Origin of the sequence: Streptomyces atriruber, from assembly GCF_001418325.1 — a bacterium.
Lineage (GTDB): Bacteria > Actinomycetota > Actinomycetes > Streptomycetales > Streptomycetaceae > Streptomyces > Streptomyces atriruber.
On record NZ_LIPN01000469.1, the window covers coordinates 1 to 10,583 of the forward strand.

General features: G+C 73.1%; 10 protein-coding genes. 2 read left to right on the plus strand and 8 right to left on the minus strand.

The annotated features are described in order from the left end of the window. Nucleotides 1–45: 45 nt before the first annotated feature. A complete protein-coding gene (locus AOK03_RS36095; protein ID WP_107098199.1) occupies nucleotides 46–1,398 on the plus strand; it encodes an aldo/keto reductase in 1,353 nt (450 codons plus the stop codon). 105 nt (nucleotides 1,399–1,503) lie between these two features. Here AOK03_RS36095 and AOK03_RS36100 read toward each other — a convergent pair whose 3' ends face one another. From AOK03_RS36100 to hemG, 3 genes are all read right to left on the minus strand, one after another. Then, nucleotides 1,504–1,953 carry a YdeI/OmpD-associated family protein gene (locus AOK03_RS36100; RefSeq protein WP_341845840.1) on the minus strand — a complete coding sequence of 150 codons (450 nt, stop codon included), beginning with the start codon at nucleotides 1,951–1,953 and terminating at the stop codon, nucleotides 1,504–1,506. 158 nt (nucleotides 1,954–2,111) lie between these two features. Then, nucleotides 2,112–2,720, minus strand: a complete 609-nt coding sequence (locus tag AOK03_RS36105; protein ID WP_244177885.1) for a mycothiol-dependent nitroreductase Rv2466c family protein — start codon at nucleotides 2,718–2,720, stop codon at nucleotides 2,112–2,114. Nucleotides 2,721–2,767: 47 nt separating this feature from the next. Then, nucleotides 2,768–4,228, minus strand: coding sequence for a protoporphyrinogen oxidase (gene hemG / locus AOK03_RS36110; RefSeq protein WP_055569615.1), 1,461 nt, complete (start codon nucleotides 4,226–4,228; stop codon nucleotides 2,768–2,770). A 288-nt stretch (nucleotides 4,229–4,516) separates the two neighbouring features. Between hemG and AOK03_RS36115 the strand changes: the two genes are divergently transcribed. Then, on the plus strand, nucleotides 4,517–5,293 hold the full coding sequence (locus AOK03_RS36115) for an alpha/beta fold hydrolase (RefSeq protein WP_055569616.1): 777 nt from the start codon (nucleotides 4,517–4,519) through the stop codon (nucleotides 5,291–5,293). Nucleotides 5,294–5,385: 92 nt separating this feature from the next. Here AOK03_RS36115 and AOK03_RS36120 read toward each other — a convergent pair whose 3' ends face one another. From AOK03_RS36120 to AOK03_RS36140, 5 genes are all read right to left on the minus strand, one after another. Continuing rightward, entirely contained in the window at nucleotides 5,386–6,252 is an 867-nt protein-coding gene (locus AOK03_RS36120) for an NmrA/HSCARG family protein (protein ID WP_107098200.1), read from the minus strand. 156 nt (nucleotides 6,253–6,408) lie between these two features. Further along, nucleotides 6,409–8,187 carry an FAD-dependent monooxygenase gene (locus tag AOK03_RS36125; RefSeq protein WP_055569617.1) on the minus strand — a complete coding sequence of 593 codons (1,779 nt, stop codon included), beginning with the start codon at nucleotides 8,185–8,187 and terminating at the stop codon, nucleotides 6,409–6,411. 176 nt (nucleotides 8,188–8,363) lie between these two features. After that, complete coding sequence (locus AOK03_RS36130) at nucleotides 8,364–9,107, minus strand: gamma-glutamyl-gamma-aminobutyrate hydrolase family protein (protein WP_055569618.1); 744 nt, start codon at nucleotides 9,105–9,107, stop codon at nucleotides 8,364–8,366. A 12-nt stretch (nucleotides 9,108–9,119) separates the two neighbouring features. Beyond that, nucleotides 9,120–9,446, minus strand: a complete 327-nt coding sequence (locus AOK03_RS36135; RefSeq protein ID WP_055569619.1) for a Rieske (2Fe-2S) protein — start codon at nucleotides 9,444–9,446, stop codon at nucleotides 9,120–9,122. A gap of 150 nt (nucleotides 9,447–9,596) precedes the next feature. Further along, entirely contained in the window at nucleotides 9,597–10,325 is a 729-nt protein-coding gene (locus AOK03_RS36140) for an SDR family oxidoreductase (RefSeq protein WP_079075170.1), read from the minus strand. Nucleotides 10,326–10,583: the final 258 nt, after the last annotated feature.

The window sequence follows — 10,583 nt, forward strand, 5'->3', positions numbered from 1 at the left end:
GTTCTTCCCTTCACCCGTCCCTCGCCCAACCCCCACACTGGGCAGATGCGTACGCAGGCACCGGCTCAGCACGAGGTCATACCCACCCCCGCCGTACGGCCGTCGGCGCGTCCTCGTGCGGAGGGTGGCTACGTACCCGTGGCCATGCCGCCGCATCTGGCGGCCATCCAGCGCGCTGCGGGGAACCGGGCGTTCAACGCCGTGCTCCAGCGGGCCGAGGACGACGCGCCCGCGCGGGAGGCGGCTGAAACGGCCAAGCCCTGGACGGTGTTCGGGGTGGACGGCAAGAGCCAGGAGCAGCTGCGGTCCGCCGTGGAGGTGGGCTACCGCCGCTTCGACTGCGCCGAGAGCTACGGCCCCACCACCGCGGCGCTGGCCGGCGAACTCGCCGCGCTGGCACGGGACGCGTACGAGATCGTCTACAAGTTCGACGTACGGGCCGGTGAGCAGCCACAGGAGCTGCGCGCGCGGCTGACCGCGGTGGCCCGGCTCTTCGGGGGCCGCCTGGACGGGCTGGTCATCCACAACATCGGCGGGGACGAACAGGCGGCGCGCACGGCCTGGCACGTGCTCACCGAGCTGAAGGGCGAGAAGACCGCCGGAGGCATCGGCGTGGGCAACGTCGGCGTCACGCACGCCGCCCTGCTGGGCGATCTGGCGGCCACCGCACCGATCGACATCGTGGAGAACTCCCTCGAGTCGGTCCTCACCGACCCGGCCCTGCAGGAGCTGGTGAAGGACACCGGGGCCGCGCTGTACTACTACGGCGCCCAGACGGTGGCCCAGCAGGTCGCCGGTGACGGCAAAACCGACGTGGCCGAGGCCCTCAAGGCGGCGGCGGAGACGGTGAACGGCCTGCACGGCGCGGGCCGCGAGGGCCGCACCTCGATGATCACCAGCAGCGGCGACCGGGAGCGCCAGGGCGACAACCTCCGCCGGCTGACGCTGAGCCCGGACTCGCTCGACTTCGACGTGGACTACGGCGCGCTGGGCGCGGTGGACCAGTGGCGCAAGAACAACAACTCCTGCACGGAGAACGACACCGCCTTCGAACTCCCGCCCCCGCTGCGGGCCTTCCTGGACGAGGTGTCCGGCAACCAGGACGCGCTGCGCGCCGCGCTCGCCCAGGAGAACGCGACCCCGGACCGCCAGGCGGTCACCGAGTGGGTCCACAGCCGCTGGAACATCGATCCGGCCGTGCTCGACGGCGTGACGGTGCCCAGCCGCAAGGGGCTGCGCAAGCGGTTCCTGCGGATGCCGGTGGGCGCGGTGCTGGCCGGGCTGTTCGGAGCCAGGAACTGCGACCACAAGTGGTCCATCGAGCTGGTGCAGTTGCTGCTGGCCGACATCGACACCTGGGACATGCTCTCGCCGTTCCTCAAGGAGATCACCGACTAGCGGCGCCCCGCGGCGGCTCGCCCCGGCGGCGACCCGCCTCCGGCGTTCCGGCACAGGTGCCGTGCCGGAACGCCGGAAGCGGTACGGGCGCGGCCGGTGTCCCTCTTACGCGAACGGCTCCTCGCGCAGCGTCGCCACCGCCTTCTCGATGCGCCGCAGGCGCGTCTCGGGCTTCTTCGCGCTCTCGATGGCGTGCACGTGTGCCCGCTTGCGGCTCGGCGACAGCCGGTCGTAGACCTTGCGGGCGATCGGGTCGGCGTCCAGGGCCTCGACGAAGTCGGCCGGCTCGACCAGGACCCGGGGCGCGGTGTCCAGGACGAGTTCCACCTCGACCTCCTCGCCGGTCTCGACCCCGGCGGCCTCCCGGTTGGCCTTGCTGAAGCCGATCAGGTGGCGGCCCCGCATGATGGCCAGCCGGCTGTTCCAGGAGTGCCCGTTGACCGTGATGGTCACGGCCGGTCGCTTGCCTCCGTCGAGCTCCTCCACGACCTCCGGAGGAACTTCCAAGCCCCGCATGGGCTCCGGAGGCTCGACGTAGGTTCGGAACTTCATCATCTGCTCCTGTCAGGGTGTGTCGGCCCGCGGCGGGACGGCCAGGTCCGTCCGCCGGTGACCGTGCTGTGTCACATCCTGACGGGGGCGGGCGCCCCAGGGGCGGGGATCGGCGCCATCCGTGTGGCGGACCGTGCGGCGGGCGCGGCGGCCGGGACGCGTCAGTCGAACACCGGCTTGCGGTCCCGGGTGCGCTTGAGCTCGAAGAACCCGTCCGTCGCGGTGACCAGCAGCACGCCGTCCCAGAGCCGCACCGCGGCCTCCCCCCGGGGCACGGGCGTCACCACCGGACCGAAGAACGCGTTGCCGTCCACGGAGATCACCGGGGTGCCGACGTCATAGCCGACCCGGTCCATGCCGGCGTGGTGCGAGGCGCGCAGCGCCGGGTCGTACTCGGTGGAGTCCATCGCCGCGGCCAGCTCCGCCTCCAGGCCGGCCGCCGCCAGCGCGGCCTCGACGGTGGCCCGGTCCTTGGGCGCCTTCTCGTGGTGGTACCGGTTGCCCAGCTCGGTGTAGAGCCGGCCGAGCACCTCGGGGCCGTGCTTCTGCTCGGCGGCGACGCACACCCGTACCGGCCCGAAGCCCAGCCCCACCCGGTACTTGTGCGGCACGTCGCGTCCCTCGTTGAGGACCGCCAGGCTCATCACGTGCCAGCGGACCTCCAGGGGCCGCCGCGCCGCCACCTCGTGGATCCACCGGGACGCGATCCACGCCCACGGGCACTGCGGGTCGAACCAGAAGTCGACGCTGCTCACGCTGGCCTGGGACACCTCGGCCTCCTCTGCACGGATCCGGTCCTGTCTGCGGTGCGGGCCCGTCATGCCGACGGGGCGGAGGCGTCCGCGCGCAACTCGCCGAGCACCTCCTCGACGGCCTTGAGCGCACTGGCCACGCACTGGCCGACCCCGACACCGTCGTACGCGGCGCCGCACACCGCCAGCCCGGGCTGGTCCTTGACCCCCGCCCGGATGCGCGCCACCCGGTCCAGGTGCCCGACCGTGTACTGCGGCACCGCCGCGCCCCACCGGCTCACCCGCGAGGCCAGCGGCCCGCTCACCCCGGTGACCTCGGCGACCTCGGAGGCGGCCAGCGCGACGAGGTCGGCGTCGTCGCGGCGCAGCAGGTCCTCGGCGCCGCTGCCCCCGCCCTGGCAGCGCACGATGTCCACCTCGCCCGCCAGGTGCGGCCACTTCAAGGTGGAGAACGTGACGACCTTCAGGGCCCGCCCGTCCACCGCCGGCACCCGGTAGCCGCTGTAGCCCAGGGCGCGCATCGCGGCCAGCGCCGTGCGGGGAAAGGCGAGCGTGATGATCACGGAGCCGGCGTAGGGGATCTCGGCGAGCGCCGTGGTGGCCCCACTGCTGCCGGGCACCCCGGCGAGCAGCGGCCCGGCCTGGGCGGCGGGCACGGCGACGATGACGGCGTCCGCGTCGATGTGCTCCGGCTCGGCGGCGCTGCCCACGGTCACCCGCCAGCCCTGCTCGCGGCGCGCGAGCGTGCGCACCGTGGTCCCGGTGCGCACCGCCGAGTCCGGCGAGGCCGCGAGCAGGCCGTCCACCAGGACCTGGGGCAGCGAGCCGAGGCCCCGGGTCAGGGTGGAGATGCCGGTGGTGGGCTCCTGCCCCGGCGGCAGCGGAGCGGGCAGCAGCGCCCCGGCCGCCTCGGCGAGCGAGGCGCGCCGGCGGGACGCGGCGACCAGCGGGGTCAGCGTGGCCTCGAACGACAGCTCCTCGGCACGGCCGAAGTAGGCGTCGGACAGGAACGGGTCCACCAGGCGGTCCACGACCTCCCGGCCCAGGCGCCCCCCGACGACGTCCGCCACGGAGGCGTCCCCCTGCCGCCCGGTCTGCGGCAGCGTCAGATCCTCGCGGGCCCGGGCCACCCCGGCCTCGGACAGGATGCCGGACTTGGCGAGCTCGTCCATGTCACAGGGCACGCCCATGAACTGACGCTCCAGCGGCGGCCGCAGCTGGTCCACGCTCCACACCGCCATCGCCTTGGTGCCCGCCGCCACCACCTGGTCCTCCAGGCCGGCCGCCTTGAGCAGCCGGGCGGTCTTGGGACGCCGGGCGTACGTCGACTCGGCCCCCTCGTCGATGACGACGCCCGCCAGCTCCGACACGGCCAGCTGCCCGCCCAGCCGGGACGCGCCCTCCAGGACGGTCACCCGCACCGGCTCGTCACGCAGGAAGAACGCCGCCGCCAGCCCCGCGACGCCGCCGCCGACGACGACCACATGCGGCGCCCCGCCCGCCCGAGCCATTCCGTTGTCCGCCATAGGACCTGCTCCTTCATGGATACGGTGTCGCATCAGTTTTGAAGGGGTGCCGATAGTCTCGGTTGAGCGGGAGTGGATCCCGAATCGGCCTCCGCCGAGGGGCATTTGGGGCCGTCCGCACCCCCTGCGCGCGGTCCGCTCCGCCGCCTTCGGGGGCCGTTCCCGGCATGTGCCACCGGGGCCCGCACACCGGCGCCGCGCCCGATTCATCCTCAACCCGCCGTCGACCGGACCGCTGGACATTACCGCTGCGACAACACACCCATGGAACATGAGGAGAGTGGTGGCATGCGGAAGGTCGTTTCCCAGGACGGCACAACGATCGCCTGTCGCAGCACCGGCGACGGCCCGCCGATCGTGCTGATGAACGGCGCGTTCCGCGACCACACCATCTTCGACGCGCTGGTCCCGGAGCTGGCGCCGCACTGCACCGTCCACGTCTACGACCGCCGGGGGCGGGGGCAGAGCGGCGACGCTCCCCAGTACGCCGTCGAGCGCGAGATCGAGGACCTCGCGGCGCTCATCGACGACGCGGGCGGACAGGCGGCCGTCTTCGCCGGCTCCACCGGCGCGAACCTGGCGCTGGAGGCGGCCCTGGCCGGTGTCCCGATCACCAGACTCGCCCTGCACGAGCCGTACTTCCGCACCGCCCCCCACCCCAAGCCCCCGGCCGACTGCATGGACACCCTGCGGTCCCTGCTGGCGCAGGGGCGGCGCGGCGACACCGCGGAGTACTGGCTGCGCGAACTGCTGGGCCTGAGCCCCGAGACCATCGCGGACTGGCGGCAGGCCCCGCTGTGGGCGACGAACGAGGCCAACGCCCACACCCTGGTGTACGACACGACCATCCTCGGCGACTTCGAGGTGCCCACCGCACGCCTGGCCACCCTGCGCACCCCGGCCCTGGTCCTCAACAGCGACGCCACCGGCGACTGGCTGAAGGACGCGGCCCGGGCGACCGCGACCGCCCTGCCGGCCGGCTGGGGCATGCAGCTGCCCGGCTCCTGGCACCGCATCGACACCGACATCCTGGGCCGGGTCCTCGCCGGCTTCGCCACCACCTGAGGACACCGCCCCCGCGCGGACCGCGACGGGCCCCGGCCATCCCGGCCGGGGCCCGTCGCCGTGCCGTCCCCTCTCCCATGCCCGCCGCCCGGTCAGGCCACCGGGACCGTCCAGTTGCTCCGCAGCCACGTCTCCAGGCCGACCAGCGCGGGCCGGATCCGGCGCAGCTCCGCCAGGTCGGCGCTGTAGCCCTCGGTGTCGAGCCAGTCGAACATGGCGGCCAGGTCTGCACGGGCCGCGCGCAGCGGCTCGAAGGAGCGCTGCTCGTACCGCGCCGGAACGCCGGCCACCCGCCCGAACGCCTCGGCGATCTGCGGCCCGGTCAGCTCGGCACTGGCGATCTCCACCTGCCGGCCCAGCCACGCGCCCGGATCCTCGAAGGCATCCGCGGCGAACGCCCCGATGTCACGGGTCGCGATCATCTGCACCGGGACCTCCGGGCGCAGCCACAGCCCCAGCACCAGCTCGCCGTCGACCAGCCGGGGACCGAGGTCGAGCAGGATGTCGTAGAACATGGTCGGCCGCAGCACCGTCGCCGGCAGGCCGAGCTTGTGGATGTGCTGCTCGATGTTCCACTTGCTCCGGAAGTGCGGGATGACCTCGCAGCGGTCCGCGCCGCCCACCGAGCTGTACACGAAGTGGGCCACGCCCGCCTCGGCGGCCACGTCCGCCACCGCCTTGCCCTGCCGCTCCTCCGCGGCCACCCCGCCCGGGCCCCGGAACGTCTGGACGCTGAACACGCCCCGGACCCCCTGCATCGCCGCGCTCAGCGACGCCCTGTCCTCCAGGTCCCCGCGCACGAGCACCGCACCCGCATCGGCGAGCGCGCGCGCCGCGGGCGCCTGCGGATCGCGCACCAGGGCGTGCACGACCCGCCCCCGGCGCAGCAGTTCGCGGGCCGTCGCGCCGCCCTGCCGGCCGGTTCCGCCCAGCACCAGGACCGCTCCGTCTACCGCCACCGTATTTCCTCCGTCATCCAATTCCTCGCCGATATGGTGTCCCGGCCTGCCGGGGAAGTGCCGTGCAAAGGACGGGCTCCTGCCCGAGGCCGCATTCCATTGCGCCGAACCGGCCGCAACTTCACAGGAGCACCGCCCGATTCAGCTGTTTCGCGATCAGGAAGCGGAACCTTCAGCGACACGGTGGTCGAGAATGCGGGCGAACGCGTTCGCCAGCAGGTCCGCCGGGTTCTCGCCGGCGCCCGTGCTGCGCCAGGCCACGTGGTTGTCGGGGCGCACCAGGACGGCGCCGTCCCCGGCGACCTCGCGCACGCGCTCCCAGCCGCCGTCGACGTCGGCGTACTCCGCGCCCCGGCCGATGCGGACCGCGTGGATCGGCAGCGACAGCTTCTCCGCCACCTGCGCGGCCGCCTCGACCCACGGGGCTCCCTCCGCGCCGGTGAGCAGCACGAATCCGGCCGGGGAGCCGGTCAGGTCGTGGGTGGACAGGCGCCGGCCGTCCTGCTCGAGCCAGGCGTGCGGCAGCCGGTGCCCGGGCCGGGTGGTGGGCTGGTACACGTCGCGCATGGGCACGCGCGCCGGCGGCAGGCTGCCGTCGGGGACGACCGCGCCCCGCTCGTAGTTGAAGCCGATCTCGAAGTCGTGCGCCTGGCAGCCGGCCCGGTGGGTGTCCAGGATCTCCGCGGTCCGCGCCCGCACCACCTCGCCGATGGGGGAGGGGTCGAAGTACGTGGCGAACATCCGCTGCCGGCGCTGCGCCGGGGCGTGCGGGCCCAGGCCCACGGTGTCCAGGACGGCCTGGTGGTGGGAGGCCGCGGAGACCGCCCAGTCGACGTTGAGCCGGCACACCGGCTGCCGCTCCGCCTCGTAGGTGTCCAGGAAGCCGTCGTCGGCGCGGCCCTCGAGCACCGCGGCCAGCTTCCACGCCAGGTTGTGGGCGTCCTGGATGCCGGAGTTCAGGCCGAGGCCGACGGTGGGCGGCTGGCGGTGCGCGGAGTCGCCGGCCAGCAGCACCCGTCCCTTGCGGTACCGCTCGGCGATCAGTGCCTGCACCGTCCAGTTGGTCACGTGGTGCAGGGTCAGTTCCAGGTCGGGCAGGCCCAGCAGCTCGCGGACCCGGGCGACGACGGACTCCTCGTCGAGGCGGTCGGCGTCCATCGGCGGGAAGTGCAGGACCCACTCCTCGCAGGCCTTGCCCCAGCTGGGCCCCATCTCGATGAGGTTGCTGCACAGGTCCGGGTCGTGGGCGTTGAGGAAGTGGGTCAACAGCGTGCCCTCCTGCCACCACTGCGACAGGTCGGCGGTGAAGTACGCGGTCGTCACGTCCAGCAGGCCGGGCACGCCCTGCATCTCGATGCCCAGGGCGCTGCCGACCGTGCGGCCGCCGTCGGCCCCGATCAGGTAGCGCGCGGTGACCGTGGTCGTCTCCCCGGTGGCCACCTCGCGGATCTCGGCGACCACCCGGTCGCCCTCGTCGGAGAAGCCGACCATCTCGTGGCCGAACAGGATGCGCCCGGGGTTACGTTCCTCGGCGGTGGCCCGCAGGATCGGCTCCAGGCGGACCTGCGGCAGCTTGACCGGCAGGACGGGTCCGGCCGCCGCGTACCGCTCGCGCAGCGAGCCGCCGCCGAAGGCGTCGATCTCGTGGATCTGCTGGGCGTCCATCGGCCCGTCGCCGGCCAGCGAGGTCAGCCAGCGCAGCTTCCCGAACAGTTCCAGGGGCGCCCCCTGCTCCACCATCGGCCCGTCGAGCCCGTGCTGACGGAAGATCTCCATCGTGCGCTGGTTGAGGTAGTGCGCCTTCGGCACGTGCGCGGTGTCCGCGTGCCGTTCGACGAGCAGATGGTCCACACCGTGGTCGGACAGGAAGTTGGAGGCGGAAAGACCGCATCCGCCACCGCCCACGATAAGAACCGGAACCTCGACTGCTCCCATTTTCGTCCTTCCGGAAGGTGACAGTCTCACGCTCACGGAAACTGCCGAATGTGCCGGGAATGAAAGCGACACGGAATGTGTCGTGTGGGGCTGTGCATTCTCTTGAAGAGGCTTTCGAAGCATGACCAGCAGCTCTCTAGCCCCGGTCAATGACGGGTGGATCGCCGCCGGGTGGTTCAGCCGCGCCGGGCCGCGTCCGCGAGCGCCCGGTGCAGGCGGTCGTCCTCGGTCTGGCCGGCCTCCCACTGCACGCCGACCGCGAAGGGATGACCGGCCGCCTCGACCACCTCGACGACGCCGTCCGGCGTGCGGGCGGTGGCGGTCAGGCCGGTGCCGATCCGGTCGACGGCCTGGTGGTGGTGGCAGGCGGTCTTGGGGGTGTCGTCACCGAAGATCCGGGCGATGTGGCTGCCGGAGCGCAGCTCCAGGACGTGCCGGCCGAACTCGAAGCCGGCGCCCTGCGGGCGGTGGGTGTCGTTGCCGGTGACCTCCGGCAGGTGCTGGTGCAGGGTGCCGCCGCACTGCACGTTGAGCAGCTGCATGCCGCGGCAGATGGCGAGCAGCGGCAGCCCGGCGCCGAGCGCCGCACCGAGCAGGGCCAGTTCGGCGCGGTCCATCTCCGGGCTGCCGCCGCGGGTGCGCGGGTGCCGGTCCTGCCCGTACAGCGCCGGATCGAGGTCCGGGCCGCCCGGCACGAGCAGCCCCTGCAGGCCGCCGACGAGCTGCTCGACGCCGGGCCGCAGCGGCAGCACCACGGGGACGCAGCCCGCGGCGGCGAGGAAGTCCACGTGCGACTGGAGCGAGAGGCTCACCACCATGGCGCTGCCCTGCAGGGCGACCGGCACCGTCCGCGCGGTGATCCCGATCACCGGGCGCCGCTGCGAACCCGCGGGCGGGGGCGCTGACTTCGCTGACTTCATGACCACCTCTCCCTAGTCCTCGGCGTCCTCGGCGCGCGGCGCCACATAGACGTAGCCGTCCTCGACCTTCACCCGGTAGGTGGCGATCGGCCGGGTCGCCGGCGGGTTGACGGGCTCGCCGGTGCGCAGGTCGAAGCACGACCCGTGCAGCCAGCACTCGATCGTCGTGCCGTAGACCTCCCCCTCGGCGAGGGAGACCTCGGCGTGCGAGCACAGGTCGCTGACCGCGTACACCGTGTCGTCCCTGCGCACCAGCGCGACCGGTGCGTCCTCGACCTCCACGGCGATCGCCCCCTGGGCCGGGATCTTGTCCACCGGGCAAACCTTGACGAAGCTCATCGCTCCAGCTCTCCTCCTGCATCGGGTCCGGCATCTCCCGGATCTCACGCGCCGGGAGTCACGTTCCGCCCGGGCTCTTGAGGATGAGCCGAGCAGAAGACGAGGTTCATCGGAGCCCTCGGCGGCCGGACACCGGCCGGCCGCGGGCCGCTACCAGGGCACCGGGCCGTCCTCCGACAGGGACGCCCCCGAGGGGCCCGCGGCGTCCAGCAGCGCCAGCCGGACCGCGATCACCGCGCCCTCGGCGGGCGTGCGCTGCCCCCGGTGGCCGTTGATGTCGGTGGCCACCACGCCCGGATGAGCCGCGTTCACCTTGATCGCGGTGCCCCGCAGCTCCTTGGCGTAGGCGACCGTGAGCGCGTTGAGCGCGGTCTTGGAGGACTGGTAGGCGAGCATGTTGACGTGCGCCATCGGGGACGCCGGATCGGCGTTGAGGGCCAACGACCCCAGATGGCTGGACATGTTGACGATGCGCCCGGCCGCCGAGCGGCGCAGCAGCGGCAGCATCGCGTTGGTCACCGTGACCACGCCGAAGACATTGGTCTCGTACACCTCCCGCAGGTCGCCCGCGGCCGCCTGGCTGGGCGCCCCGGCGAAACCGCCGGCGATGCCGGCGTTGTTGACCAGGATGTCCAGCCGGCCGTAGCGCTGCTCGACGAAGGCCGCCGCCTCGGCCACGGCGGCCGCGTCCCGCACGTCGATGCGCAGCGGCACCGCCGTGATCCCGCGGTCCGCCAGCACGGCGCTCGCCTGCTTGCCGCGCACCTCGTCGCGGGCGCCGACCAGGACGACGGCGCCCCGCTCGCCCAACTGCCGTGCTGTCTCAAGCCCGATGCCCTTGTTGGCGCCCGTGATGAGCGCGATCTTCTCGACCGGCACGTCGATGATCCCTTCGTTGAGGGGGAGTCAGGGGGATGGGTCTCGCGCGTCGGAACCCACCGAAGACTCACACAGTTCGGGCGGCGCACCCGCGGCCGCCGTGAACGCCCGGGATGTTCAACTGCGGGAACTTCGCGGTCGAACACGGCTGGCGCACCGCGCCGTTCGGCACCTCACGTGCGGGCGTTCGGCACCTCACTTGCAGGACGGACAGCACGACGGCAGCCTGGTGCACCGGCACTCGCCGCTGCCCGCCCC

What these genes read in the sequence shown, in the direction of transcription:
- AOK03_RS36100 (WP_341845840.1), bottom strand. Translation starts at nt 1,953, where the DNA reads ATGATGAAGTTCCGAACCTACGTCGAGCCTCCGGAGCCCATGCGGGGC.
- hemG (WP_055569615.1), bottom strand. Translation starts at nt 4,228, where the DNA reads ATGGCGGACAACGGAATGGCTCGGGCGGGCGGGGCGCCGCATGTGGTC.
- AOK03_RS36125 (WP_055569617.1), bottom strand. Translation starts at nt 8,187, where the DNA reads ATGGGAGCAGTCGAGGTTCCGGTTCTTATCGTGGGCGGTGGCGGATGC.
- AOK03_RS36095 (WP_107098199.1), top strand. Translation starts at nt 46, where the DNA reads ATGCGTACGCAGGCACCGGCTCAGCACGAGGTCATACCCACCCCCGCC.
- AOK03_RS36135 (WP_055569619.1), bottom strand. Translation starts at nt 9,446, where the DNA reads ATGAGCTTCGTCAAGGTTTGCCCGGTGGACAAGATCCCGGCCCAGGGG.
- AOK03_RS36130 (WP_055569618.1), bottom strand. Translation starts at nt 9,107, where the DNA reads ATGAAGTCAGCGAAGTCAGCGCCCCCGCCCGCGGGTTCGCAGCGGCGC.
- AOK03_RS36115 (WP_055569616.1), top strand. Translation starts at nt 4,517, where the DNA reads ATGCGGAAGGTCGTTTCCCAGGACGGCACAACGATCGCCTGTCGCAGC.